The following is a 23,821-nucleotide window of genomic DNA, read 5'->3' on the forward strand; positions in this document are numbered from 1 at the left end:
ACCGGCTCAGCGAGAGGCGTGGTCGTCGTGCGCGCCGTGCGCCGTGGCCTCGTGCGCGTGCCCCGCGTCATGCGCCGAGTGCGATGCGTGATCGGCGTGCCCCGCATCCATCGAGCAGTGTTCGGTCATGGCCGGGGCCGGCACGTTCAGCGTGGGGTTGCGCTCGAAGAAGTTGTACGGCTTGAGCGTGAACTTGGCGTAGTCCATCGGCATGACGGGCCAGTCCTCGTTGCGCGGGAAGTGCGTGAGCCCGAACGTGTGCCACAGCACGACGTCCTCGCCGACGAGAGGGTCGTCGCCCGCGATGTACGCGGTGATGCCGTCGCCGCCCGGGTTCTGGTTGACGAAGTCGCCCGCCGCGTACCGCTCGGCGGGGTCGTACTTGGTCACGAACAGGTTCTTCGTGGCGAACTCCGCGCGCCGGGCGATCGAGGACGAGCCATCCGCCAGGAGCGTCGGCGTCTCGGTCGGGAACAGCACGTACGACGTCGGCTGCCCGAGCTCGGTGGTCTTCTCGGTCGACGCGATCTGCCAGACGCGGTTCACGGCGCCGTCGGCGACGCGCCCCGAGACGGCCTCGGAGGCGATCGGCGTGACCTTCTTCGTGAAGGCGTTGCCCGCGGGGTTGGTCTCGGAGACGGGCAGGCGCACCGCATCGATCTCGTTGACGACGTTCGACAGGCCGTCGACCGTCATGTCGAGGCGCGCCGAGAACAGGTGCTGGTGGTACGGGGCACCGAGCCCCGGCGCGACCTGCGATGCGAACGGGTAGGCCGTGCCATCCGCCGCATCACCCGGGAAGGACGACGTGAAGAGGATGCCGGTGAGCTTGGCCTCGCACTCGATCGTGCCGTCGAGGTAGAGGTACCAGTAGAAGCCGTAGTCGTAGTTGCCGACCGTGGTGAAGAACGAGATCACGAGGCGGCGGGAGCGACGGACCTCGTGCGATCCGGTGAAGATGTCGGTGTGCTTCCAGAGCGTTCCGAAGTCCTCTTCGTGCATGCAGATGCCGTTGTCGATCGTGCGCGGCAACCCCAGTTCGTCGGGGAGGACGGCGTCGAAGTACTGGATCTCGCCGACGCAGTCGCAGCCGAGCGCGAGGGAGTTCGTGTAGCGGCCGAACATGTACTCGCCGGTGTCGAAGTAGTTCTGCCAGAACCGGTTGGGGTGCGGGTCGGCATAGGGCACGAGCATCTCGTTGATCGACCCGCGGTACATCACCGGCCGATCCACGCCCTTGTCGGCGAACGAGAGTTCGCGCAGGATCAGGCCCTCGCGCATGTCGAAGCCGATCCGCAGCTTCCAGTTGCCCCACGTCACGTGCTCTCCGTCGACCGTGAAGCTCGGTCCCTCGGGCTGCGTGATGACGATGGGCTTGAGGGTGTCGAGCGGCGGTCCCTGCAGCTCCGGGTCGTCGAAGTTGCCGTGCGTCTCGGGAACCGCGAACCCGGGGGTGTCGATGATCTCGATCACCCGGCGGTCGGCGGTGTCGATGTAGGCGGTCAGGCCGTCTACGGGGTGGGCCCAGGGGTGGTCGGCCGGGTGGTCCATGCGGAAGACGAACGATCGGACGATGCGGCGCCCCTCTTCCGCGGCATACCCGTAGTGGCCCGCCGAGAGCGGCACGGCCACGACCTGATCGATCGTGAGGCCGCGGGCGGCGAGCGCGGCGATCCATCCCTCGTCCTCGGCGAGGATGAGACCGACGTCCTCGAACTCGGCGTCGAGGATCGGCAGCTGGCCCTTCGACCCGTCGAGCACGGTGCTCGAGAGCGTCTCGCCCGTCGTGATCGAGACGATCGAGTCGGTCGAGCGCCCCGTCGCCATGTCGAGCAGCTGCACGCGCGCGCGGCGATCCGGGAGGGACGCCTCGCCCGCCTCCCAGCCGAGCACCTCGCCCTTCGTGGGCTCTTCGAGCCCGACGTAGGCGAAGCGCGTGGTCGTCGTGAAGTCCGCGCGGCCGAGCACGATCGTGCGGACGGCCTCGATCTCGGCGACCGAGAGGGACGACAGCGGGTGGGCGGGCGCGTCGGGCGCGGAGTAGGCGACGGATGTCTGGATGTCGGTGATGCTCATGAGTGTCTCCTCGGTGGGGCAGGTCGCTTCGACGTGCTCGGCGACCGGATGGTTGTCTCGGGTCAGCCGGCGATCGAGTCGGTCAGCTTGGTGTACGCGGCGGGGCGGCTCTTCTTGATCCACCACGCCTGCACGAAGCCGAGCGCCGGGAAGAGCGCGATCAGGGCCAGCAGGAACCAGCTCACGGCCCCGAATGCGGGCGCGCCGGTGCCGTCGACATCGCCGACCATGATCGGGAAGTACGCGACGATGAGGGCGGCCGAGGCGATCAGCCCGAGCAGACCGAGCGCGGGCGCGATGATCGTGTTCCAGGGACGACGGTCCTTGCGGGTCCTGGCGAAGTAGACGATCACCGCGACCGAGGTCACCGCCATCAGGATCGCGATGGCGAGCGTGGCGACGCCGGCGAACCAGGTGAAAACCTGCAGCACGGGATCGAGGTTCAGCACCGCGAACAGCGCGATGAGCAGCACGGCCGTCACCGTCTGCACGATCGAGGACACGTGGGGCGAGAGGTGCTTCGTGTGGACCACGCCCAGGCGATCGGGAAGGACTCCCGCGTTCGACATGGAGTGCTGGTAGCGCGTGATGACGTTGTGGAACGAGAGCACGCAGGCGAACATCGCCGTGATGAGCAGGATGTTGACACCGATCTCTCCCACGACTCCGAGGTAGCGGGCCATGGTCGTGATGATGAACGTGCCCGGGTCTTCCGCGATGACGCCCATCACCCCGTCGGGACCCCAGGCCATGACGAGCGCCCACGCGGCGAGCGTGGAGAAGACGCCGATGCCGATGACGGCGGTGTACGTCGCACGCGGGATCGTCTTGCCCGGGTCGCGCGCCTCGTCGCGGAAGATCGCGGTCGCCTCGAAGCCGATGAACGCCGCGATGGCGAACATCATGCCGATGCCCGGGGATCCGCTCACGACGTTGGCGGGCTCGAAAGGTGCCAGGCTCAGCCCGTCCTCGCCGCCGGTGATGACGACGGCGATGACGAGCGCCAGGACGATGCCCACTTCCGCGACCAGCAGCACGCCGAGGATCTTGCTCGACAGGTCGATGTGGCGATAGCCGAGGACTCCGACCAGCGCGATGACGGCGAGCGAGTAGACCCACCACGACAGCAGGGGCCCACCGACCGAGTGCACCGTGACCGAGAGGATGTAACCGATGTATCCGTACACCGCGACCTGGACGGCCGTGTAGGTCAGCATCGCGATCCACGCACTCGCGAGGCCCGCCGAACGCCCGAGTCCGTACCCGACGTACGTGAAGAACGCGCCGGGCTTGGGGACGTGGGCCGTCATCGTGGCCAGGCCGACGGCGAAGAAGAGCAGCACGATCGCGCTGATCGCGTAGAGGGCCGGGAATCCGACGCCGTTGCCGATCAGAATGCCGAGCGGCGTGGCCCCGCCGACCACGGTCAGGGGCGACGCCGCGGCGACGACCATGAACACGATGGCGGTGGCGCCGAGCGAGCCCTTGAGCGCCCGCTTCGCGGGAGCGTCGACTCCGGGGGTTTCGAGTTTGGTCATGTGATGTCCGATCTGTGGGGGATCTCTGGAGGGCAGGGTTCGCGGGAGGGCAGGGTTCGCTGAAGGGTAAGGATCTCCGGGGGTGCGCGGATTGACCCGAGCCTGTCGTCCGCCGGTTGCCCGGGCGTCTCGGCGGTGTGAAACCTCTCGGCCGCCGTGTGAGACGTCCGCACGGCGGTGTCTCATTCGGCGACACACGGCCGAAACACGCGGGACGTGCCGCGGCAACGGGCTCTGCGTACCGTGAGCCCGAACGAGGAGGAGTGACATGACGGCACTCGATCGGGCGATCGCCCGCCCGTCGCCCGTGCGCGGATTCGGAGCGCGCTCACCCCTCGACGGCCTCGATAGGCGGAGCGTCTCGTTCGCCGACGTGCTGGCGCAGTCCGTCGCGGCCGTCGCCCCGTCCGCGGCCGCGACGACGGTCGTGGTGCTCGTCGCGGGGGTTGCCGGCGTCGCGACCGTCCCCGCGATGCTCACGGCCGGTCTGCTCGCCCTCATGGTCGCTTCGACGATCAACCAGTTCACGAAACGCATGGCCGCCGCGGGATCGCTCTACACCTTCGTCTCGAAAGGGCTGGGATCGGGCGCCGCGCTCGCCGCGGGCGCGGCGATCGTCATCGGGTACGGCTTCATCGCGGTCTTCGCCCTCTTGGGCGGCGCTCACTACCTGACGATGTTGATCCGCGGCTTCTGGCCGGAGTTCGGGGGAGTCTGGGGCGTCGCGGCCGTGCTCGTGGCCGAGGTGGCGGTGCTGACGCTCGTGTTGGTGCGAGGCATCCGCGTCTCTTCGCGGGTCGCGCTCGTCGTCGAGCTCGTCTCGGTCGTCATCATCGTCGTGCTTCTCGTCGTGCTGCTGGTGCAGATCGGTCCCGTGGATGTCTCGGCCGTGGTGCCGACCGAGGGTTTCTCGGTCGCCGGGTTCGCCGCCGGGGCCGTGCTGGCGCTCACCGCGCTGGTCGGGTTCGAGAGTGCCGCGACACTCGGGGTGGAGGCGCGCGCGCCGCTCCGCAACATCCCGCGGGCCATCGTGGCCACGGTTCTCTTCGCCGGGGGGCTCTACCTGCTGGCGGCGTATACGCAGGTCGCGGGTTTCCACTCGCTCGGGCGCGAGCTGGGGGACGGCGACTCTCCGATCAACGTCCTCGCCAGCGCCTACGGTGTCGCCGAACTGGGAATCCTGATCGACCTCGGAATCGCTGCCTCGTTCCTCGCGTGCGCGATCGCCTCGACGACCGCCCTGACGCGCGTGCTGTTCTCGCTCGGCCGTGACGGGATCGCCCCGCGGGCCCTCGGCAGCGTGCATCCGCGATATCGCACACCGATCGGTGCGATCCGGGTCGCGGTGCCGATCGTCGCGATCGCTCCGATCGCCGCGGTGCTTGCGGGGGTCGGGGTGTGGGAGGCCATGGAGGCCGTCATCGCGGTCTCGGCGGCGGGCTACATCGGGGCCTACGTGCTGGTCTGTGTGGCTGCGCCGGTCTTCCTCCATCGAATCGGCGAACTGACCTTCCGGACCGGCCTCGTCGCCATCGCGTCTGCGCTGGTCCTGGCGGCGGGACTCATCGCCTACCTGGTGTTCGTGGGCGTGGAGGGCAATCCCGGCGCACCGCTCGCGCTCATCGTCGCGGTGGCCGCCGCGTTGATCGTGGCGTGGCGCAGACGGCGGGGCGAAGCATCCCTCGCGGGAATCGGCGCCTACGACGAGCCGGTCGCCTCGGAAGTGCTCGGCGGCATCGCGCGGAGAACACCGGATGCCTGAGTCACGGGTTCGCGCGGATGCCCCGGCCGTCGGGGACATCTCGGCGCGTCAGCCCCGTGCGATCCACAGCGCCCTGACCGTGCTCGAGGCCGTGGCCGAGCTCGGTGCCGGAGCGACCGCCCGTGAGATCTCGCAGGCGCTGGGGCTGCCGAAGGCGACGACGTATCGCCTGGTCAACCTGCTCGTGCAGGACGGTTTCCTCGTCCGCACCCCCGACCTGTCCGGCTTCGCGCTCGGCGCGAAGGTCGTGCACCTCGCGTCTGTCGCGGCTCCCGTGCGGCTGCCTGCCGCGGCCCGGGAACTGCTCGCCGCGGCGCGCGACCAGGTCCGCGGGGGAGTCCACGTCGTGCTGTATCCGGAGGGTCGCGTGACCCTGGTCGACGCGGATCCGGACTTTCCGTTCAGCGATCCGGTGCGGCTCGCCCGTGATCCCTCCCGGTTCGCCCTGGGTCGGCTGCTGCTGGCCGAGGGCGCCAGCGGCGGCGCGCGGGTCGGCAGCGCGGGGCTCGGCCACGGAGTCGATCCGGAGCGCCTCGATACCGCCGCGGCAGACCTGCGACGCTTCGGCGTGACGCGTCAGATCGGCGAGCTCGTGGCGGGATTCGGATGCCTCGCGCTCCCCATCCGCGACGCCGGCGGCACGCTCGCGGGCGCCTTGGGCTTTTCGGGCCCCGCACACCGGGTTGCCGAGCCATCCGCAGTCATTCGCCTCCTCGAGCCGACCGCGACGCGCCTCGCGCCGCTCCTCACCTGACACTCGGGCGCGAACGGTCGCGCCACGCCGTTATATGCGCGTGTGAAACGGCGAGTCGCGTCCGTTCGCGGTGGTCGCGGCCGCTCGCGGGGCTCAGGCGAGAAGTCGGCCGCTCGCGTCGAGGACGAGGCCGCGCGGCATGATGCCCGCGAGTGTCGCCGCCACCGCGTTCGTGCCGCCCGAGACGATGCTCGGCGGAGTGCGGCGGCGATCGAGCGCGCGCAGGGCGTTCGCGACCACCTGCGCCGGGGTCTGCACGCGCCCGCGGGCCATGTCCTCGGCCTGCGCGATCTCGAAGAACTCGGTGGCGGTAGCACCCGGGCTGATCGCCAGCACCCGCAGCCCCGACGCCCGGGTCTCGTAGGCGATCGCCTCGGTGAAGCTCAGGACGAAGGCCTTCGATGCTCCGTACACGGCCATGTGTGGGGTCGGCTGGTACGCGACGACGCTCGAGACGTTGACGAGCGCTCCGCGACCACTCGCGACGAGCGCAGGCAGGAAGGCGTGGGTCAGGGCGACGAGCGTCGTGACGTTCACCTGGATCATCGTGGCCACTCGTGCGGGATCTGCGTCGATGAAATCCCCGCGCATGCCGAAGCCGGCGTTGTTGATCAGGGTGTCGATCCGGATGCCCCGCGCCTCCAGTTCGTCGCGCAGTTCGGTCGCCGCCTCGGTGCGTGCCAGATCCATCGCGATCGGTGTGGCCGTGATGCCGTGGCGATCACTCAGCTCGCTCGCGAGCTCGATCAGGCGGTCCTCACGGCGTGCGATGAGCACGACGTCCGCCCCGCGGGCGGCGAGGGCGTCGGCGAAGGCGGCGCCGATACCGGAGCTCGCGCCGGTGATCAGGGCGGTGGTGGCGGTGAAGTCGATGGGCATGATCGCCACACTAGGTGCGCGGGTCAGAATCGGGTGGCGTGGCGCGCGGCGTTGACTCTGGCATCGCGCGCTGACGGTCGCGAACGGGAACGGGCGGGCCGTTGCGGTGTGAGAGCGTGCGGGATCGCACGGCGAGGGGCTCGTGGCGACTGTCGGTGCGTGCTGTGACGCCCAGGGACCCCTGGGGAGGCCTATGCGGGCGCCAGCCCGGCGGCTGTAGCGACGCGGAGCTTGCGGAGGTTGTGGCAGATCGTGTGGAGTAGCCATTCGCCTTGGGCGCCGGCGAGTCCGCGTAGCCGGAGCTGTCCGGCGTTTTGCCGGGTCTTCATCTGCCCGAACGCGGGTTCAACGATGGCTTTGCGGCGCGCGTAGTCGGTGCGGCCCTGCTCGGTGCGCAGCGCGTGCGCCATCCGCTCCCGCCGGCTCGCGTCCTCTGGGGCCGGGTCCGGGGCGCCGGCGGTAGGGAAGCTCTCGCCGTGACGTTGCCGTCCCGTCGCGATCAACACCTGTGCGTCCAGATCGTCGGCGGCTTCGAGGTTGGCTTCCGAGCAGTAGCCCGCGTCAGCGAGGACGACCTCTGGGGAACGCTCGATTCCTGCCGCGTCGAGGTTCCGTAGGGTCTGCTCGGCCATCGGGACGAACTGCTGGATATCGGTGGCCTGCTGGGTGACCTCGGCGCTCAACACGATCTGGTGGCCCTCATCGACAACGGCCTGCGCGTTGAACGCGTAATCGAAGCCGCGGACCGTCTTCATCATCCGCGCCTCAGGATCGGTGAAATTGCGTTGCGCTTTCGGCTTCGGCGCCGCCGTGTCCACCGCAGTCGCGACGGCCGCGTCGGCCTGCTCAGGGGGCTGACCGGCGGCGTCGGCCTTCTTCCGCGCCACGGCTGCCGCCTTCTCGGCGGCGTCGGCCTCGATCGCGTCCTTCGCGGCACGTAGTTTTGCCAGGCGCCCCTCACGGCGGGCCAGCTCCGGGGCGACCTCGTCCCCGCGCCGGTCCTGGCCGAACTGCTGATCCTCGGCCTCATCGACCGCCTCCGCCTCGGCGAGCAGCGCAGCGACCTCGGCTTGGAGCTGATCGATCTTCGGCACGATCCGGTCATAGCTCATCGCCTTATGCCGCGACGCGTTCGCAGCCAGCTTCGTGCCATCCAGCGCGACCCGCCCCAACCGCACCAGCCCCGCCTCCGCGCAGACCCGCAGCACCTGCAGGAACAACCCCGGCAGGGCATCCAGGTGACGCCGACGAAACCGGGCCAGCGACCGGTAGTCGGGCGCCTGGTTGCCCGACAGCCACCGGAAGGCGATATCGCGCTTGCAGCGCCGCTCCAACTCACGAGACGAGGTCACGCCCGTCGCGTACGCGAACAGCAGCAGCTTCAACATCATCCGCGGGTCATACGGAGGCGCACCCGAGGCGGACGCGTACGACGCGTAGACCGGCGTCAGATCCAAGAGCTCTTCGACGACCTCGGAGATGAACCGGGCCTCATCATCCTCGTCCAGCCAGTCATCCAGACTCGGCGGGAGCAGGAAACACTGCCCCTGGTCATACCCACGGAACGTCTTGCCCGCACCCGCCGGTGCAGCCGATCCCGGCGCCCGCGCCTCACCCGGCTCGACCTCGAACAGACCCTCCAGGCTGGCAGTCACCGTCATGAATCGATTCTCCCAGCACCCCGCGCTATCCACCGGATTCACCCCGGCGCGTTAACGGAAGGATCTGACCCACGCACCTAGGTGCCGCCGGATGTGCGGGGGCCGAGTCTGCGTGCGCGGGTCCGAGCCGCTAGTGCGCGGGGCGCACTAGCGTTGTCGGATGCGTCGCCCCACGCCCGACCCCGTTGCTCCGGGACAGGAATCCGTCTGGGACTACCCGCGCCCGCCGCGGGTGGAGCGCGTTGATGCCGCGGTCACGATCGACCTGGGCGGCATCCGGATCGTCGAGACCCGGGATGTCGTCCGCGTGCTCGAGACGAGTCACCCACCGGTCTACTACCTGCCCCTCGCGGACTTCACCGAGGGTGCACTCGCGCCGGCCGCCGGCTCGTCGTTCTGCGAGTGGAAGGGCGCCGCTCGATACCTCGACGTGCGCGGCGGCGACCGCGTGGTGGCGGGCGCCGCCTGGAACTACCCGCATCCGTCGACCGGTTTCGAGCTGCTGGCCGACCGCGTGGCGGTCCACCCGGGCGAGATGGATGCCTGCACGGTCGCCGGCGAGCGCGTCGAGCCGCAGCCGGGTGGCTTCTACGGCGGATGGATCACGGCCGCCATCGCGGGTCCGTTCAAGGGTGTGCCGGGGTCGAACGGCTGGTAGGCCACGCTGGTCGCGCCGACCGGCTCGGCGACCGTTAGCGTGGGGGCATGAGCACCCAGGTGGACAAGGCCCAGACCCTCGAGCGACTGCATGCCGCCCCCGAGATCCTTCGGGTGGTGAACGTCTGGGACGCCGTCTCGGCGCGGGCGATCGCCGCCCTTCCCGAGACGAAGGCCCTGGCCACCGCCGGTCACTCGATCGCCGCGACGTTCGGCTAAGAGGACGGCGAGAACATCCCCCTCGAGGTGATGCTCGACATGGTGGGGCGCATCGTCGCGGCGACGGACCTACCCGTCAGCTCCGACCTCGACGCGGGCTACGGCGATGCGGGCGAGACGACGCGGCGTGCGATCGGCGTGGGTGTCGTCGGCGCGAACGTCGAGGACAGGCTGCGCCCGCTCGACGAGTCCGTCGCGAACGTGCGGGCCATCGTCGCCGCCGGAGAGGCGGAGGGCGTGCCGTTCGTCCTGAATGCACGGACGGATGCCTTCGTGCGCGGCGGCGGTCGCCCGCGCGAGGAGTCGATCGCGGACGCGATCGAGCGGGGGCGCGCCTACCTCGACGCCGGCGCGAGCCTGGTGTTCGTCCCGGGGATCCTCGATGCCGACACGACCCGCGAACTCGTCGCGGGCCTGGGCGCGGGCAAGCTGAGCGTCATCGGATTGCCCGGTGCGCTCCCGGCCGCCGAGTACGAAGCACTCGGGGTGGCTCGCATTTCGTACGGGCCGATGACGCAGCGGGTCGCTGTGACCGCGCTGCAGGACCTCGCGATCGACCTGTACGCGGACGGCGTCATCCCCGCCTCGGTGCGCGCGCTCAACTGATCGCGGAATAGGGCGGCCCGGGCCTCGGTTCTGATGGGCGTGGAGGCGTCGTCCGTGGGCCCAGACAGGCAGGTGGACGTCGGCGCGCCCATCGCCGTCGACGTCGTCGTGATCGGTGCCGGTCAGGCCGGACTTTCGGCGGCCTACCACCTGCGACGACGCGGTCTCGTGCCGCTCGATGGTGCCGGATCGGGTGCGCGGACGTTCGTGGTGCTGGATGCCAACCCCGGACCCGGCGGAGCCTGGCAGCATCGCTGGGAGTCGCTCCGGATGGGCACGGTCAACGGAATTCACGAACTCCCCGGATATCCCGTTCCACCGGCGGATCCGACGTCGGCGAGCCGAGACATCCTTCCGGCGTACTTCGCCGAGCACGAGGAACGTTTCGATCTGCGCGTGCACCGGCCCGAACAGGTTCGGGCGATCGAGCGTGAGGACGACGATCAGCGTGGGCGTCTGCGCGTGGAGACGGACCGCGCGACCTACGACTCGCGCTACGTCATCAACGCGACCGGCACGTGGACGAAGCCGTTCTGGCCGCGCTATCCGGGTCAGGAAAGGTTCCGGGGGCGGCAGCTGCACGTCGCGGACTACGTCGCGGCCGACGAGTTCGCCGGTCAGCGGGTCGTGATCGTCGGTGCCGGGGTTTCGGCGATCCAACTGCTCGACGAGATCTCGCGCGTCGCCGAGACGTTCTGGGTGACGCGGCGCGAGCCGGAGTGGATCGACGACGACTTCGACATCGCGGCGCGCGTCGCGGCGATCGCGGGCGTCGACGAACGGGTCCGCCAGGGGCTCGTGCCGGGCAGTGTCATCTCGGTGACCGGGATGCACTGGACACCGTGGGCGCGCGCGGCACAGGCGCGCGGTGTGCTGGTGCGGCATCCGATGTTCACGTCGATGGAAGAGCACGGGGTGCGGATGCCGGATGGTTCGTTCGTCGCCGCCGATGCGATCCTCTGGGCGACGGGCTTCCGCGCCGCGCTCGACCACCTCGCGCCGCTGCGCATCCGTGTGGCGGGTGGTGGCATCCGTGTCGAGGACAGCCGGGCGACCGACGAACCGCGCCTGTTCCTGATCGGGTACGGACCGTCGGCGTCCACGATCGGCGCCAACCGGGCCGGACGCGCCGCGGTTGCGCAGATCGTCGCGGAATTGAACGCGGCGCCGCCGGCGCTCTACGCGGCGCGTGACAGCGTCGCGTGAATGCGCTGCAGGTCTTCGAGGAGCGAGCCGATCAGGATCCAATGATCCGGCGACGGCATCGTGATGGCGAGCGGAGCGGTGAGTGCGGGAACCATCCCCTCGCCCGTCACGTCCGGAGCACCCGCGTCGGTGCCGACTCGCAGCTCGAGGCGCACGTCGTGGGCGGCCCGGCGCAGCTGGTCGGCGATGGCCCGGACGGTGGGCTCTTCGGCGATGGTCGGGTCGTAGTGGTCGGAGAACGCGCGCGTCATCCCGATCACCTGCGTCACGATGGGACCGAGGCGATCGAGCACTGTGCTGAGGGCCGCCAACTCGTCGCGATGTCGGCGGGCACGGGGGTTGAGGGTCAGCGAGTCGCGCCCCGCGATGATCGCCTTCTCGGCGGCATCACGCATGGGCCGCATGAGCCGAGCCGTGAGCAACAGCTCCTCGACACCCGCGCGCGGCATCCCTGCAGGAGACGGCGGATTCTCGAGGGCGGCCGCGAGGCGCTCGAGCGAGGCAGCGACCTCCTCACCCAGTGCATCGACGGCGCGATGTGCGGGGGCGACGGCCACCGGGGGGACGAGGATGACGTTCACGATGATGCCGATCGCCGCTCCGATGACCGTCTCGAGAACGCGGTCGAACGCGTATCCCGGTGTCGCTGCGCCGAGGGAGAGCACCAGGAGCGCACTGATCGCAACCTGATTCGCGGTGCCCGCGGTGGCGCGCGCCAGCCACGCGACGATGAGCGCGACGACGATCGACACGAGGATCACCCAGGTGTCCTCGCCGAAGGCGATCCCGAGCACCGACGCGATGACCACCCCGACGATCACCCCGACGCTGCGTTCGATCGCCTTGCTGAACGACTGGTTGAGGCTGGGTTGCACGACCAGCAGCGCAGCGATCGCCGCGAAGACCGGGGGCGGACCCTGCACGATCGCGTCCGCGATCAGCCACGCCCCGACGGTCGCGATCGCCGACTTCGCGACCTGCAGGAGGGGCACCCGGTGCGGGGCCCGGATGGCGGATGTCACGCGCATCCCCCACGGTATGCCGGTAGCGGCCCGGCGACCACGGGGCGCGCATAGGCTGGGTCGTTCCGAACGCTCGAGGAGGATCGTATGTCCCGGATTCTGATCATCGGCGGCCACGGCAGAGTCGCCCGCCTGCTCACACCGCTCCTCGTCGCCCGCGGGGACGACGTCTCGGCCGTCGTCCGCAACGTCGACCACACGGCCGATGTCGAGTCGGATGGCGCGACCGCCGTGGTCGCGGACGTCACGCAACTCGATCGCGAAGCACTCGCCGGGCTCCTCGCCGGGCACGACGCCGTGGTCTGGTCCGCGGGGGCCGGCGGGGGAGACGCCGCCCGGACCTACGCGATCGATCGCGACGCGGCCATCCGTTCGATGGATGCGGCGCAGTCAGCGGGGGCAGTGCGCTACGTGATGGTGTCGTACTTCGGGGCCGGATCCGAGCACGGCGTGCCGGCGGACGACGCGTTCTTCGCCTACGCCGAGGCCAAGGCGGCCGCCGACGAGCACCTGCGCGCAACGGGGCTGGACTGGACCATCCTCGGTCCGAGCGGACTCACGCTCGACCCGCCGACGGGACGGATCGACGTGGGCGGCGCGGAATCGCGGACGGTCGCCCGCGCGGACGTCGCGGCCGTCATCGCCGCCGTCCTGGACGAGCCGTCGACGATCCGGCGCACGATCGAGTTCAACACCGGCGAGACCCCGATCGCCGAGGCCGTCCGCGCCTGAGGGCTTCGGGCGGGCGCGAGGCCGTCAGGGGGTGCGGGTGAGCATCGCCGCCGAATTCGCGGCGATCCACTCCATGAGCGGCAGCATCCGCTCCATCAGCTCACGACCGAGTTCCGTCAGCGCGTACTCGACGCGGGGCGGGACCTCGGGGTACGACTGGCGATGCACGAGCCCGTCGGCCTCGAGTGTGCGGAGCGTGGACGCGAGCATCTTCTCGCTGATGCCGTCGACCTCGCGTCGCAGCACGCCCCATCGTCGTGTCCCGTCGCTGAGTGCCAGTAGCACCAGCACGCCCCACTTGCTCATCACGTGGTCGAGCACGGTGCGCGTGGGGCATCCGTCGGTGAAGACGGCGTCTCCCGCCACGTCCCGGATATCGGCAAGACTTACGCTCATGTGAGTAACTTACCGAAAAGTGGGTACCTGGCGGCTGGAATGCATTGAGTCGGGGCGGTGGTTGGCGAAGGAGACACTCGTCGTTCTGAAAGGACTCTCCATGAAATACCTGGTCACCGCCGCAGGCGGAAACCTCGGTCGCCTCGCCGTCGAGGCACTGGTCGCGAGCGGCATCGCACCCTCGGACATCGTCGCCGGTGCGCGCTCGCCCGAGAAGGTCGCCGACTTCGCCGAGCGGGGCATCTCGACGGTCGAGATCGACTACGACCGGCCCGCCACGATCGCGACCGCGCTGCAGGGTGTCGATCGCGTCCTGCTCATCTCGGGGTCCGTTCCCGGGGCACGCGTCGCGGGGCACGAGAACGTGGTCCGTGCCGCACACGCCGCCGGTGTCGATCGTCTCGTGTACACGAGCGCACCGCAGGCGACGACCTTCGACTACGCGCTCGGCGCCGACCATCGGGCAACCGAGGAGATGATCGCCGCATCCGGCATCCCCGCCGTGATCGTTCGCAACAACTGGTACCACGAGAACTATGCGGCGGATGTGGCGCGAGCGGCAGAGACGGGCGTCGTCGCGTCATCCGTGGGCGGCGCGCGCGTCGCGAGCGCGAGCCGCGCCGACTACGCCGCGGGGGCTGTGGCGGTTCTCGTCGAGGACGGCCACGTGGGCCAGGTGTACGAATTCTCGGGTGATGTCGCCTGGACGTTCGACGACTTCGCCGCCGCCGCATCCGAGGCCCTCGGCCGCGAGGTGGTCTACGAGCGACTGACGAGCGAGCAGCTCGCCGCCGGTCTCGCCGCCGCGGGCTTGGACGAGGGCACGGTCGGGTTCGTCGTGGGCCTCGACCAGGCGATCGCGGCCGGGGTCCTGTCGCAGGCGGACGGGGTGCTCTCGAACCTCCTGGGTCGGCCGACGACGCCGTTGGTCGATGGCGTGCGCGCGCTCCGCGTCTGATCGGACGGCCCTCGCTGTCGTCCTTCGACCTATCGTTGAAGGATGACGGCGGGGGCCGCGGTGTCGGGACCGCACGAGGGGGAACGACCCGACTACGGCGGGTACATCCGCGCGCGGCACGAAGAGATCGCGGCGCGTCTGAGTCTGATCGAGTCGCAGCTGACGGGTATCCGCGACGCTCGTGAGGAGTGGACGGATGACGAGCACGACCCCGAGGGGTCGACGCTGATCACCGAATGGTCGCGCGCCGAGGGGCTTCGGGGCGAGTACCTCACGGAGCTGGCCGAGCTCGAAAGGGCGGGCGAGCGACTGCGTGCGGGGGAGTACGGCCGGTGCGCCCGGTGCGGCGAGCGGATCGTCGACGGACGTCTGCGTCTGAGGCCGGCCGCAACGATGTGCGTGCCGTGCCTGGGCGCGTCGCGCTGAGCCTCGCTACACTCGCACCCAAAGCCACCTCGTCGGAGACTGTCGCCGCGGGGCGGAGTCCGGGGCCGCCGAAGGCAGGGACCGCAGTGGGGACTGAGAACAGAGCGCTGGTGGGCGACGCCCTCGAGCTCGTCGTCGTGGGCGTGGGGCCGTATCTCGATCGGGTGTTGCTCGATCACGCCGCGGCATACGATCCGCACGACACCGGGGGCATCGGGGACGACGATCGTATCGATCGCGACCTCGTGAGCATGCTGAGGGTGCTCGCCTGCGCCCCCGCAGACGATGGGAACGATGCGTCGGTCAACGCCATCGCGGGGTACGCCCGTGAGTTGCAGGCCGTGTGGGACGCGTGGGCTCGCATCCGACCGTTCGACGCGGCCGAGACCTATCGTGCGCTCGACACCGCCGCGCGCCTGCTTCTCGCGACGGGCGCGGAGGACGAGGCCGCCACGTTGCGTGGACTCGCGACCGTGCCCCTGGCCCTGTTCGCCGCGCGGGCGCTGGCCGAGTACGTCGTGGAAGAGGCCGCCGGGGCGTCGGAATCCGGTCTCGAGCCGGAAGGCGACAGCGGTCATCCGGACGAGGATCCGGGCGCGGAGATGGTGCAACCCGTGCGCCTGCGCGCCGTGAACCATGCGCGCCATGCCGAACGGGTCGAGGATGCCCGTGCGCCCGCGTCCATCCGTGCGCTGCGCGTCATCGACCCGGCCCTGCCGCTCGTGACCTGGTCGGAACTCAGCGACACCATCACCGCGCTCCTGGCGACAGGTCGCCTCGATCCGGAGGTGCTCGCGGGGTTCACGCGAAGGAGCCTCGACGAGCGGGCACGTGCGGCCGTCGAGGGTGCCGCGACGCGGGGTCTCACGATCAGGCCCGAGCATGTCGCCTGGGTCGTCTCGGTCCTGCGCGCGCGTTATGCCGGCACCGCGCGTGTCACCCGCGCCGCCGCGACCTCGCTCGTCGCCGAGTACATCGCGGAACTGGCACCCCGAGCGGGTGTCGACCCGCGGCGCGTGCGACAGGACATGATGGCCTGGGTGGACGTCGAGCGCGCCTGACCGGCCGCAGTCCTGGCACACTTACCGGGGACATGTCTCGCGATTCGCCCCGTGCGAACCGGAAGGCCTGCGCGACCCGGAAAGGAACACGACGGTGGCCGACTGGCTGGTGCTCATCGCCCTCGGGCTGACCGTTGCGTTCACGACGATCCCCATCGTGACGACGATCGTCGTCGTCCTGTCGGCCCGCGAGTCGCGTCCCGGATGGCTGATCACGATCGGGTACGCGGCCGCCCTGCTCCTGATCATGGCGCTCTTCGCGGGAGCCCTGCATGCCGTGCGGCTGCCGAAGTTCGGCGACAAGACACTGATCGGGTGGATCGAGATCGTCGCCGGTGTGCTCATGGTCGTGCTCGGCGTCATTCAGATAGCGCGGCGGCGAACCGCCCCGCGGTCGTCACCGCTCGTACGGGGAGTGCGTAACCTCACCCCGACGCTGACGGTCGCGCTCGGCGCGAGCTTCGCGATCCACCCCGAGGCGCTGCTCATCACCGCCACGGCCGCGACGCGTGTGCGCCACGCGGACCCGCCGTTCCTCGTGTTGGTCTTCATGCTGGCGGTCTTCGTGATCGCATCGGTGTCCACGGTGGCCGCGATCACGGTGCTCTTCACGTTCGCCCGCGGCGGCGTACGCGCACGCATGGAACGGATCCAGGACTGGATCGAACGCGACTCCGGATTCGTGATGTCGATCGTGCTCGTGCTCGTCGGCGTCTTCGTGCTGCTTCTCGGCACCGGCACCCTCGGGTGGTTCGGCATCCACCTGTAGTCGGTTCGCGGGCATACTGCGGGCGTCGGCAGCGTTCTGATACCCTTGAATGTCACTTCTGTGACGTTCTCGCCGTGCGTGCACGGCAACAAGAAATCCGCTTCGCCCGACCCCGGGCATCCGTTCGTCCACATGGCGTCCGGACAGGGTCGGAGCCCGACCATACAACCAACAAGGACAACCCACTACATGACTACCGCAACGACCGCCACGGCTCCCAAGCAGGTCGCGATCAACGACATCGGATCTGCTGAAGACTTCCTGGCCGCGGTCGAGAAGACCCTCAAGTTCTTCAACGACGGAGACCTCATCGAAGGCACCGTCGTGAAGATCGACCGCGACGAGGTCCTCCTCGACGTCGGGTACAAGACCGAGGGTGTCATCCCCTCGCGCGAACTTTCCATCAAGCACGACGTCGACCCCAACGAGGTCGTCAAGCTCGGCGACGCTGTCGAGGCTCTCGTTCTCCAGAAGGAGGACAAGGAAGGCCGTCTCATCCTGTCCAAGAAGCGCGCTCAGTACGAGCGCGCTTGGGGTGACGTGGAGAAGATCAAGGAGAACGACGGTGTCGTCACCGGTCAGGTGATCGAGGTCGTCAAGGGTGGCCTGATCGTCGACATCGGACTCCGCGGCTTCCTGCCCGCGTCGCTCATCGACCTGCGTCGCGTCCGCGACCTCACGCCGTTCCTCGGCCAGGAGATCGAGGCGAAGATCCTCGAGCTCGACAAGAACCGCAACAACGTCGTCCTGAGCCGCCGCGCGCTGCTCGAGCAGACGCAGTCGGAGTCGCGCACGAACTTCCTCAACGCGCTGCACAAGGGCCAGGTCCGCAAGGGCGTCGTCTCGTCGATCGTCAACTTCGGTGCGTTCGTCGACCTCGGTGGCGTGGACGGCCTCGTGCACGTCTCCGAACTCTCGTGGAAGCACATCGAGCACGCCAGCGAGGTCGTCGAGGTCGGCCAGGAGGTCACCGTCGAGATCCTCGAGGTCGATCTCGACCGCGAGCGCGTCTCCCTGTCGCTCAAGGCGACGCAGGAGGACCCCTGGCAGGTCTTCGCCCGGACGCACGCGATCGGTCAGGTCGCGCCGGGTAAGGTCACCAAGCTCGTTCCGTTCGGTGCGTTCGTCCGCGTCGCGGACGGCATCGAGGGCCTCGTGCACATCTCGGAGCTGTCGGGCAAGCACGTCGAGCTCGCCGAGCAGGTCGTCTCGGTCGGCGAAGAGGTGTTCGTCAAGGTCATCGACATCGACCTCGAGCGTCGCCGCATCTCGCTGTCGCTCAAGCAGGCCAACGACTCGATCGACCCGTTCGGTACCGAGTTCGACCCGGCTCTGTACGGTATGGCGACCGAGTACGACGAGAACGGGGAGTACAAGTACCCCGAGGGCTTCGACGTCGAGACGCAGGCCTGGAAGGAAGGCTTCGACGCCGAGCGCGAGAAGTGGGAGCAGGAGTACGCCGCTGCCCAGGCGCGCTGGGAGCACCACAAGGCCCTCGTCGCCAAGGCCGCCGAGGCCGAGGCCGCAGCGCCCGAGGCATCCGCGTCGTCGTCGTTCTCGAGCGAGTCGGCCGGAGCGGGCACGCTCGCCGATGACGAGTCGCTCGCGGCTCTTCGTGAGAAGCTCGCGGGCCGCTAAGCCGCGAATCCGCAACGACCGACAGGGGTCGGGGTCTTCGGACCTCGGCCCCTGTGGCGTTGCCGAGGGAAACAGGGGCGCGAGCGGTCGCGACCCGCCGTTCACTCGCCGTGCACACGACGAATCGCGACCGTTCGCGGGCGCGGCGCGGCCCGCGTACTCTGTGTCAGGCGCGGGGCACCTCGACGCGCGGCCGCACGGCGACATGCGTGATGTGGACGTCCGACGGCGCGTCCACGACGTGGCGCACCTCGCGCGCGACCGATTCCGGACGGATGTAGCGCTCGGGAACATAGGTTCCCCCGGCATCCGCCACCATGGTGCGCTGCATGGCCGTGTCGGTCGGTCCCGGTGCGACGGTGACGACGCGGACGCGGTGTCGCGCTTCGTCCAGTCGCAGGACATCGGCGATGGCGCGGAGCGCGAACTTCGAGGCGGTGTAGATCGCGCTTCCGGCCGTGGGCCGGGTTCCGGAACCGGATCCGATGAAGATCACGGTGCCTGCGCTGCGACGGATGAGCGGCAGCGTCGCCCACGTCAGAAGCGCGGGCGAGACGACGTTGATGCTCAGCTGTCGCTCCCAATCGTCGGCCGTCGCCTGCTCGACCGAGCGGACATCGGCGATCGCGGCCGCGTGGACGAGCACGTCGAGCCGATCGAACTGTGCCGCCAGGCTGTCGATCGCGTTCGCATCCGTCAGCTCGACGATCCGTGTTTCGGCTCCGGTATCGGCGGCCAGCCGCGCGAGCGCTTGCTCGTCGCGGCCGACGGCGACGACCCGGTGGGTGTTCGCCAGATCTCGCACGATCGCGCCACCGATGCCTCCCGAAGCGCCCGTGACCAGGGCGACGGGACGGCGATCGGATGCGGGGGCGGAATGTGAACTCATGAAACCTGTATACGCGGCCCGGGCGGCCGATCGCGAACCGCCGCGGGCGCTATCGTGATGCCATGACCGATGCGGCCCCGCTTCCGCCCGGAGTTGCCGATACGGCCGCTGCTGACGCACCTCGACGCGCCCCCTGGGTGCTGTCGTCGCTGATCCTCGCCGCGCTGGTGTGCAACATCAACCTGGCGGCGGCGAACATCGCGCTGCCGGACATCGGCGACGCGTTCGGCGCCGGTCAGACATCCCTCAATCTCGTCGCCCTCGGCTGCTCGCTCGGCCTCGCGATGTCGGTGCTCTACCTCGGCGCGCTGGCGGACCGGTACGGCCGCAAGCAGCTGTTGATGCTCGGCCTCGCGCTCACGGTCGTGGCGAGCCTCTTCTCCGCGTTCGCCCCCTCGGTCGAGCTGCTCATCGCGGCGCGGATCTTCACGGGCATCGCGGCCGGCATGGCCTACCCCACGACGCTCTCGCTCATCACCGCGCTCTGGACCAATGGGCCGAAGCGCACGGGCGCCATCGCGCTCTGGTCGAGCGTCAGCGCGATGGCCACGGTCGTCGGCTCCGTGCTCGCCGGGCTGCTGCTGCAGGCGTTCTGGTGGGGTTCGGCATTCCTTCTCGCGCTGCCCATCGCGGCCACGGCTCTCGTCCTCGTCGCGATCCTGGTGCCCGCGCACGTGAAGGAGTCGAGTGATCCCGTCGACCACCGTGGGGGAGTGCTCGCGACGTTCGCGATCGCCGCGCTCGTCCTGGGCATCAGCATGGTGTTCGCGCCGGGGCAGGTGCTCGTGGGCGCCGTCCTGCTTCTCTCGGCGCTGATCTTGCTGGTGTTGTTCGGGTGGCGCCAGGCGGTCACGGCTCATCCGCTCTACGACCTGCGGGTCGCGCGCCGCAGACTCTTCTGGGTGCCCGCTACGGCTGGCACGATCGTGTTCGGATCGCTCATGGGCGCGATGTTCGTGGGTCAGCAGTTTCTGCAGAACATCCTCGGATACGACACGCTCGAGGCGGGTCTCGCGGTCGTTCCCGCGGCCGTGGGTCTTCTGGTCGTCGCGCCGATCTCGGCCCGGTTGGTCACGGCCCGCGGCTCCCGCGTGACGATGCTCGTCGGGTACGCGCTCGTCTTCGTCGGGTTCGTCACGATGCTGTTCTGGCGTGAGCAGACGCCGTATCCGCTGATAGGGTTCGGGTTCCTCGTCATCGGTGCCGGCGCAGCGTTCGCGATGACACCGGCCTCGCGGGCGCTCACCGAGAGCACACCCGTGCGCCGGGTCGGGATGGCCTCGGCGACGTCCGATCTGCAGCGCGACCTCGGCGGGTCCATCATGCAGGCGCTTCTCGGGGCGATCCTCGCGACCGGTTTCGCCGCCGCATTCGCTCGCTCGATCGCCGCGAGCCCCCAGGCCTCGCAGATCAGCGACAGCGTGACGACCGCACTTCAGGCATCCTTCGCTTCCGCGCTGCACGTGGCCGACCAGTACCCGCAGTACAAGGACGAGATCCTGGCCGCGGCCAGTCACAGCCTGGTCTCCGGCGCCCTCTTCGCATACCTCGTGGGTGCTATCGCGATCGCGCTGGGCGCGGGTCTCGTCGCTTTCTTCCTGCCTCCGCACAGCCGTGAGCGTGAGCTGGTCTCGCTCTACGAGACGCAGGATGCGTCGGGGAGGACCGAGCCTACGGTGCCCGAGCGCGGGTAACGGTCTGCGTGGCTCGCACCTCGTCGGGCCTCGGCACGGTAAGTTTCAGAAATGACCTCCGACGCTGCTCTCGCGCGTCGCTCCCGCCTTCACGGCAGTATCCGCGAACGCACGGTGGTGCAGAACCAGGTTCTGCTCGGCAGCATCGTGCTGCTCGGTTCGCTGTTCATCCTCGCGCTGCAGCAGGCGCAGAATTTCGATGCGTTCGTCCTGGGCCTGGGCGTCGCGTTCGCGGCAACGGGTGCGGCCCTGGTCGTCCCGTGGAACAAGTTCCCGCCGTACATGACGGCCGTGATCCCGGCGATCGACATCTTCGCGATCGCCATCCTGCGCTACGCGTCACCCGAATCCGGTCTGGGACTCCTGTGGGCGTTTCCGGCCATGTGGATCGCGTACATGTACGGGGTCACGGGCACCATCCTCGCGGTCGCCAGCATCTCGGCCCTGTTCTGGCTCTTGCTGGCGATCAGCCCGAGCCAGGAGATCACGGCCACGACGTTGCTGTTGCCCATCTCGGTCGGTGCGGTCGCCACGATCGCGTACCTCGCGGCCCGGCGCTCGTCGGCTCAACGGGAGCTGCTCGACAAACAGTCCCGCAATCTCGAGCGATCGGTCGAGCGCGCGCGTCGGCAGGAAGACATCGTCACGGATGCGCTGGACGCGGTCGACTTCGGCGTGATCCGGATCTCTCCCGACGGTTCGCTCGCCGTCACCAACGAGGCACACGCGCGGCTGCAGCGCGCACGATCGCGGGGCGCGGAAGCGGCGGCCTTCGGCGCGGACGGTGTCACGCGCCTGCTCGCGGACGAGATGCCTCTCGCGCGGGCCCGTGCGGGCGAGCTGTTCGAGAACGAACTGGTCTGGTACGGCGAGCCGGGAGACGACAAGCGCCGCGCGCTCAGCATGACGGCCCGCCGCATCCAGGACGTCAATGGACAGGATGCCGGCACGATCGTCATCTCGCGCGACGTCACGACCGAAGAGCTCGCACTTCGCGCACGCGAGGATCTCGTCGCATCCGTCTCGCACGAACTGCGCACGCCGCTGACATCGATCATCGGATATCTCGACCTGGCGCTCGACGAGGAGTCGCTCGCACCGACCGCCCGCCGGAGCCTCGAGGTCGCCGAACGCAACGCCAGTCGGCTGCTCGAGCTCGTTTCCGACATCCTCACGGCCTCGGCCGAGTCGCGGCAGGGTGTGGACCTGTCCGTGACGCCTCAGATGTGCGACCTGTCGGAGGTGGTCATGGCGTCGATCGAGGCCGTCATCCCGCCGGCGGGCGAACGGCGCATCACGATCGACGCGTCGGGTGTGGAGTCCGCTCCGGCATTCGCCGACCCGCACCGCATCCGTCAGGTCATGGACAACCTGCTCTCGAACGCGGTGAAGTACAACGACGACGGTGGCCACATCGAGGTGGGGCTGACATCCGACGGGCTGCACGCCTGGATCGTGGTGCGAGACGACGGCCCCGGAATCAGCGAGCAGGAGCTGCCGCGCCTCTTCGAACGCTTCTTCCGGGCGGATGCCGTCCGAAAGACGACCACCCACGGCAGCGGGCTCGGACTCGCGATCACCCGCGACATCGTCCGTGCATCCGGCGGCGAGATCACCGTCCAGACACGATCCGGCGAGGGCGCGACCTTCATCGTGCGACTGCCCGCCACCGACCCCCGGGGAGAAGCCTGATGGTCTTCGACATGTTCTCGATCTCGCTCTGCACCGCCGTCGTCGTCATCGTGGCGGGGGTCCAGTTCGTGCTGGACACGGTGCTGCGACGCGACACCGGGGCCGGACGTATTTGGTCTCTCGCTTTCATCGCGGCGATCCTGACCACGCTGTGCTACCTGGCCTGGGTTGCATCCGACCAGGCCGGCATCGCGATCGCGCTCGGAAATGCCGCCTTCGTCGTCGGCACCGGCTGTCTGTGGCTCGGGTCGCGGAGCTACAACGGACGATCCCTGAGCGTGTCGGCGTGGATCGTCGCGGGCGCTGCCGCGGCGGTGCTGGTCGCGTCCCTGGTCGACGGCCCGAACGGGGGGGCCTGGGCGGGCGCGCTCGTGATGTTCATCGCCCTCGCCGTGCTCGCGGGCCTGGGCGCGGTCGAGTCCCGGCGATCGGCCATGGGGCGGAGCGCTTCCACCGTTGCGCTGACGCTCGTCCTGGGGGTGCAGTGCGCGTACTACGTCGCGCGATCCGTCGTGTTCGTGACCGTGGGTCCGGCCGACCCGTTCTTCCTGACCTGGTTCGGGACGATCACCACATCGTTCCTGACGATCATCCTGACGATCGTCGCTGTCGTATCCATGTCGGTCCTGCGGTCGGGTCAGGCGCGCCTGCGCGGGCGCGGCGACAGCACGACGCTGTTGCTCGATGCCGACGGTCTCTACGACGACGATTCGTTCACCAAACTGTTCGGCGACCTGACCCAGCGTGCCGCGGCGTTCAGCGAACGCATCGCGGTGATCTCGGTGCGTCTCGACGACCTGCCCCAAATCGCAACCGCGTTCGGCACGGTCGAGGCTCAAGACATCGCCCACGCCTGGCGGGTCGGTTCGCGTCGATACGCCCCCACCTCGGCGATCGTCGGCTACGCGGGTGCCTCGGGCATCGTCATCGCGCTGCAGCCGTCATCGATCGGCGATGCGCGGCGTGTCGCGAGCCGGATCCACCGCCGCCTGCTCGACGATTTCGGGTCGATGGGGACATCCGTGGTCCCCGTGCTCGGCGTCGGAATAGCCGTCAGTGACATCGCGGGTTACGACTCCGAGGCACTCTTCACGGCGGCGAACGACGCCGCGGTGCGCTCGGCCTCGAGTCCGGATGCCTCGGTCATGATCGCGGGCGCCGTCTGACCAGCTGAATCCGATCGGGG

The 23,821-nt window shown here is 69.4% G+C and carries 20 protein-coding genes and 1 pseudogene; 14 read left to right on the forward strand and 7 right to left on the reverse strand.

Annotated features, from left to right (window positions below):
* Positions 1-6: 6 nt before the first annotated feature.
* The gene (locus C2868_RS05200) at positions 7-2,076 is read right to left on the reverse strand and encodes a primary-amine oxidase (protein WP_100811052.1); all 2,070 of its coding nucleotides are present in this window, start codon (positions 2,074-2,076) and stop codon (positions 7-9) included.
* 62 nt (positions 2,077-2,138) lie between these two features.
* Positions 2,139-3,614 (reverse strand): APC family permease, encoded by a 1,476-nt coding sequence (locus C2868_RS05205; RefSeq protein ID WP_103663026.1) that lies wholly within the window; start codon positions 3,612-3,614, stop codon positions 2,139-2,141.
* Between the two features lie 268 nt (positions 3,615-3,882).
* On the opposite strand from C2868_RS05205, the gene C2868_RS05210 reads away from it, so the two are divergent.
* Both C2868_RS05210 and C2868_RS05215 read left to right on the forward strand, forming a co-directional pair.
* Positions 3,883-5,376 carry an APC family permease gene (locus tag C2868_RS05210; RefSeq protein WP_100811050.1) on the forward strand — a complete coding sequence of 498 codons (1,494 nt, stop codon included), beginning with the start codon at positions 3,883-3,885 and terminating at the stop codon, positions 5,374-5,376.
* Positions 5,369-6,130 carry a helix-turn-helix domain-containing protein gene (locus tag C2868_RS05215; protein WP_100811049.1) on the forward strand — a complete coding sequence of 254 codons (762 nt, stop codon included), beginning with the start codon at positions 5,369-5,371 and terminating at the stop codon, positions 6,128-6,130. Before C2868_RS05210 ends, C2868_RS05215 begins: the two co-directional genes overlap by 8 nt.
* A 93-nt stretch (positions 6,131-6,223) precedes the next feature.
* On the opposite strand, the gene C2868_RS05220 is transcribed toward C2868_RS05215, so the two are convergent.
* Positions 6,224-7,009 carry an SDR family oxidoreductase gene (locus C2868_RS05220; RefSeq protein WP_100811372.1) on the reverse strand — a complete coding sequence of 262 codons (786 nt, stop codon included), beginning with the start codon at positions 7,007-7,009 and terminating at the stop codon, positions 6,224-6,226.
* A gap of 191 nt (positions 7,010-7,200) precedes the next feature.
* Positions 7,201-8,643 (reverse strand): IS1182 family transposase, encoded by a 1,443-nt coding sequence (locus C2868_RS05225; protein WP_081766114.1) that lies wholly within the window; start codon positions 8,641-8,643, stop codon positions 7,201-7,203.
* A 187-nt stretch (positions 8,644-8,830) separates the two neighbouring features.
* Between C2868_RS05225 and C2868_RS05230 the strand changes: the two genes are divergently transcribed.
* The 3 genes and pseudogenes from C2868_RS05230 to C2868_RS05240 all read left to right on the forward strand — a co-directional run bounded on the left by C2868_RS05230 (position 8,831) and on the right by C2868_RS05240 (position 11,358).
* On the forward strand, positions 8,831-9,328 hold the full coding sequence (locus C2868_RS05230) for a DUF427 domain-containing protein (protein WP_100811048.1): 498 nt from the start codon (positions 8,831-8,833) through the stop codon (positions 9,326-9,328).
* A 47-nt stretch (positions 9,329-9,375) separates the two neighbouring features.
* Positions 9,376-10,152, forward strand: a pseudogene (locus C2868_RS05235) (isocitrate lyase/phosphoenolpyruvate mutase family protein).
* 54 nt (positions 10,153-10,206) lie between these two features.
* A complete protein-coding gene (locus C2868_RS05240) occupies positions 10,207-11,358 on the forward strand; it encodes an NAD(P)-binding domain-containing protein (RefSeq protein ID WP_232711194.1) in 1,152 nt (383 codons plus the stop codon).
* On the opposite strand, the gene C2868_RS05245 is transcribed toward C2868_RS05240, so the two are convergent.
* A complete protein-coding gene (locus C2868_RS05245; RefSeq protein ID WP_100811046.1) occupies positions 11,331-12,386 on the reverse strand; it encodes an aromatic acid exporter family protein in 1,056 nt (351 codons plus the stop codon). The two genes, C2868_RS05240 and C2868_RS05245, sit on opposite strands and share 28 nt — an antisense overlap.
* 81 nt (positions 12,387-12,467) lie before the next feature.
* On the opposite strand from C2868_RS05245, the gene C2868_RS05250 reads away from it, so the two are divergent.
* Complete coding sequence (locus tag C2868_RS05250) at positions 12,468-13,112, forward strand: NAD(P)H-binding protein (protein ID WP_100811045.1); 645 nt, start codon at positions 12,468-12,470, stop codon at positions 13,110-13,112.
* 24 nt (positions 13,113-13,136) lie between these two features.
* Here the strand turns inward: C2868_RS05250 and C2868_RS05255 are convergent, their stop codons facing one another.
* Positions 13,137-13,508: a helix-turn-helix domain-containing protein gene (locus C2868_RS05255; protein ID WP_100811044.1), complete on the reverse strand. Its 372-nt coding sequence runs from the start codon at positions 13,506-13,508 to the stop codon at positions 13,137-13,139.
* A gap of 100 nt (positions 13,509-13,608) precedes the next feature.
* Between C2868_RS05255 and C2868_RS05260 the strand changes: the two genes are divergently transcribed.
* The 5 genes from C2868_RS05260 to rpsA all read left to right on the forward strand — a co-directional run bounded on the left by C2868_RS05260 (position 13,609) and on the right by rpsA (position 18,360).
* Positions 13,609-14,466, forward strand: a complete 858-nt coding sequence (locus C2868_RS05260) for an SDR family oxidoreductase (RefSeq protein WP_100811371.1) — start codon at positions 13,609-13,611, stop codon at positions 14,464-14,466.
* Positions 14,467-14,508: 42 nt separating this feature from the next.
* Positions 14,509-14,892, forward strand: a complete 384-nt coding sequence (locus C2868_RS05265; RefSeq protein ID WP_100811043.1) for a TraR/DksA C4-type zinc finger protein — start codon at positions 14,509-14,511, stop codon at positions 14,890-14,892.
* Between the two features lie 110 nt (positions 14,893-15,002).
* A complete protein-coding gene (locus C2868_RS05270; protein ID WP_100811042.1) occupies positions 15,003-15,953 on the forward strand; it encodes a hypothetical protein in 951 nt (316 codons plus the stop codon).
* Between the two features lie 94 nt (positions 15,954-16,047).
* Positions 16,048-16,722, forward strand: a complete 675-nt coding sequence (locus C2868_RS05275; RefSeq protein WP_157813919.1) for a GAP family protein — start codon at positions 16,048-16,050, stop codon at positions 16,720-16,722.
* A gap of 189 nt (positions 16,723-16,911) precedes the next feature.
* Positions 16,912-18,360, forward strand: a complete 1,449-nt coding sequence (gene rpsA / locus C2868_RS05280; RefSeq protein ID WP_100811040.1) for a 30S ribosomal protein S1 — start codon at positions 16,912-16,914, stop codon at positions 18,358-18,360.
* A gap of 166 nt (positions 18,361-18,526) precedes the next feature.
* Here rpsA and C2868_RS05285 read toward each other — a convergent pair whose 3' ends face one another.
* Positions 18,527-19,249: an SDR family oxidoreductase gene (locus C2868_RS05285; protein WP_103663027.1), complete on the reverse strand. Its 723-nt coding sequence runs from the start codon at positions 19,247-19,249 to the stop codon at positions 18,527-18,529.
* 62 nt (positions 19,250-19,311) lie between these two features.
* On the opposite strand from C2868_RS05285, the gene C2868_RS05290 reads away from it, so the two are divergent.
* Genes C2868_RS05290 through C2868_RS05300 form a run of 3 tightly spaced genes read left to right on the forward strand, consistent with a single transcriptional unit; the run spans position 19,312 to position 23,801 of the window.
* Positions 19,312-20,943: an MFS transporter gene (locus C2868_RS05290; RefSeq protein WP_100811038.1), complete on the forward strand. Its 1,632-nt coding sequence runs from the start codon at positions 19,312-19,314 to the stop codon at positions 20,941-20,943.
* Positions 20,944-20,994: 51 nt separating this feature from the next.
* On the forward strand, positions 20,995-22,635 hold the full coding sequence (locus tag C2868_RS05295; RefSeq protein ID WP_100811037.1) for a cell wall metabolism sensor histidine kinase WalK: 1,641 nt from the start codon (positions 20,995-20,997) through the stop codon (positions 22,633-22,635).
* Positions 22,635-23,801, forward strand: a complete 1,167-nt coding sequence (locus C2868_RS05300) for a hypothetical protein (protein ID WP_103663028.1) — start codon at positions 22,635-22,637, stop codon at positions 23,799-23,801. The genes C2868_RS05295 and C2868_RS05300 overlap by 1 nt, the downstream gene beginning before the upstream one ends.
* Positions 23,802-23,821: the final 20 nt, after the last annotated feature.

Origin of the sequence: Microbacterium sp. CJ77, assembly GCF_002911615.1 — a bacterium.
Classification (GTDB): domain Bacteria; phylum Actinomycetota; class Actinomycetes; order Actinomycetales; family Microbacteriaceae; genus Microbacterium.

Bases quoted from the DNA above. Each gene is read 5' to 3' on its own strand.
- C2868_RS05200 (WP_100811052.1), bottom strand. From the start codon at position 2,076: ATGAGCATCACCGACATCCAGACATCCGTCGCCTACTCCGCGCCCGAC.
- C2868_RS05295 (WP_100811037.1), top strand. From the start codon at position 20,995: ATGACCTCCGACGCTGCTCTCGCGCGTCGCTCCCGCCTTCACGGCAGT.
- C2868_RS05290 (WP_100811038.1), top strand. From the start codon at position 19,312: ATGACCGATGCGGCCCCGCTTCCGCCCGGAGTTGCCGATACGGCCGCT.
- C2868_RS05285 (WP_103663027.1), bottom strand. From the start codon at position 19,249: ATGAGTTCACATTCCGCCCCCGCATCCGATCGCCGTCCCGTCGCCCTG.
- C2868_RS05205 (WP_103663026.1), bottom strand. From the start codon at position 3,614: ATGACCAAACTCGAAACCCCCGGAGTCGACGCTCCCGCGAAGCGGGCG.
- C2868_RS05250 (WP_100811045.1), top strand. From the start codon at position 12,468: ATGTCCCGGATTCTGATCATCGGCGGCCACGGCAGAGTCGCCCGCCTG.
- C2868_RS05245 (WP_100811046.1), bottom strand. From the start codon at position 12,386: ATGCGCGTGACATCCGCCATCCGGGCCCCGCACCGGGTGCCCCTCCTG.
- C2868_RS05220 (WP_100811372.1), bottom strand. From the start codon at position 7,009: ATGCCCATCGACTTCACCGCCACCACCGCCCTGATCACCGGCGCGAGC.
- C2868_RS05215 (WP_100811049.1), top strand. From the start codon at position 5,369: ATGCCTGAGTCACGGGTTCGCGCGGATGCCCCGGCCGTCGGGGACATC.
- C2868_RS05230 (WP_100811048.1), top strand. From the start codon at position 8,831: ATGCGTCGCCCCACGCCCGACCCCGTTGCTCCGGGACAGGAATCCGTC.
- C2868_RS05265 (WP_100811043.1), top strand. From the start codon at position 14,509: ATGACGGCGGGGGCCGCGGTGTCGGGACCGCACGAGGGGGAACGACCC.
- C2868_RS05300 (WP_103663028.1), top strand. From the start codon at position 22,635: ATGGTCTTCGACATGTTCTCGATCTCGCTCTGCACCGCCGTCGTCGTC.
- C2868_RS05210 (WP_100811050.1), top strand. From the start codon at position 3,883: ATGACGGCACTCGATCGGGCGATCGCCCGCCCGTCGCCCGTGCGCGGA.
- rpsA (WP_100811040.1), top strand. From the start codon at position 16,912: ATGACTACCGCAACGACCGCCACGGCTCCCAAGCAGGTCGCGATCAAC.
- C2868_RS05260 (WP_100811371.1), top strand. From the start codon at position 13,609: ATGAAATACCTGGTCACCGCCGCAGGCGGAAACCTCGGTCGCCTCGCC.
- C2868_RS05255 (WP_100811044.1), bottom strand. From the start codon at position 13,508: ATGAGCGTAAGTCTTGCCGATATCCGGGACGTGGCGGGAGACGCCGTC.